The sequence below is a fragment of the Flavobacterium sp. 9R genome (assembly GCF_902506345.1).
Taxonomy (GTDB): domain Bacteria; phylum Bacteroidota; class Bacteroidia; order Flavobacteriales; family Flavobacteriaceae; genus Flavobacterium.
The window spans coordinates 1-1,370 of sequence record NZ_LR733417.1; the positions used below are offsets into that span (position 1 = coordinate 1).

Annotated in this window: 1 protein-coding gene; it reads right to left on the bottom strand. The window is 35.2% G+C overall.

Features of this window, described 5'->3' with window-relative positions; translation table 11 throughout:
• Window positions 1-50: 50 nt before the first annotated feature.
• On the bottom strand, window positions 51-1,253 hold the full coding sequence (locus FLAVO9AF_RS15155; RefSeq protein ID WP_159691208.1) for an IS256 family transposase: 1,203 nt from the start codon (window positions 1,251-1,253) through the stop codon (window positions 51-53).
• Window positions 1,254-1,370: the final 117 nt, after the last annotated feature.

The following is a 1,370-nucleotide window of genomic DNA, read 5'->3' on the forward strand; positions in this document are numbered from 1 at the left end:
AAGACACTATCTCAAAAAGTGTGTAAGTTGAAAAGTCAAGGCTTCGGTTTTTATAATCGGAGCCTTTTTTCAAATATAAGGGTAAATTGGTTTAAAACCACTCCCCAATTTCGAATAGGCATTGACCATTTTTTTGTTGCTTCTCTTAGAGCCAAATATACCGATTTTAGGACTGCTTCATCTGTTGGGAAAGACATTTTGTTCTTGGTGTATTTTCTAATCTTCCCGTTGAGATTCTCAATTAGATTTGTAGTATAGATTATTTTTCTAATCTCGATTGGAAAGTCAAAAAACACGGTCAGTTCATCCCAATTATCTCGCCAGGATTTGATGGCATAAGAGTATTTACTTTGCCATTTATCGGCAAAATCATTTAAAGCGAGTTCTGCTGCTTGTTTTGTTGGAGCGTTATAAATATGTTTCATATCGGCAGTAAATTGTTTTCTATCTTTCCAAACCACATATTTACACGCGTTTCTAATTTGATGAACCACGCAGATTTGTGTTTGAGATTCAGGAAAAACACTTCGGATTGTTTGAGTAAATCCATTTAAATTATCAGTGGCAGTTATGAGTATATCTTCAACACCACGAGCCTTTAAATCAGTTAAAACGCTCATCCAAAAACTACTAGTTTCGTTCTTGCCCAGCCACATTCCAAGCACTTCTTTTTTGCCGTCTCGGTTGAGTCCTACGGCTAGATAAATAGTTTTGTTGATCACTTTTGAGTTTTCTCTAACCTTGAAAACAATACCATCCATCCAAACAATTAAATAGAGATCTTCTAGAGGTCTGTTTTGCCAAGTCACAACTTCATTGGTAATAGCACTGGTAATTCGAGATATGGTTGAAGAGGACACTTCAAAATCATATACTTCTCTAATTTGTTCTTCAATATCACTAACGCTCATTCCTTTGGCATAAAGAGAAATGATAACGTTCTCAACTCCTTGAGCGATGTTTTCTCTTTTGGGAACAAGCATTGGATTAAAGGTGGAATCTCGATCACGAGGAACCTTGATTTCATGTTGACCAAAAGAGGTCTTTATTTTCTTAGTTCCATGTCCGTTGCGATAATTTCCCGTAGTAGTTTTATCATGTTTCTCATTGTCTAGATGAGCATCAAGTTCAGCTTCGAGCATGTGTTCCACTGCTCGCTTATGCATCGTTTGAAAGAATGTAGTTAAATCTTCTGCACTCTTGAAGGATTTGTAGAAATCTTTGTTGTTTAATAAGTCGTCTTTGTCAATCATAACTATGTAAATATATAAAAGGTTAAAAAGTTATTTCCGAAAATTTTTGAGCTTTTTGAATTAGCTCAAATTTTCAGAATAACTTTTCAACTTACACAGTTAGTGAGACACTACCAT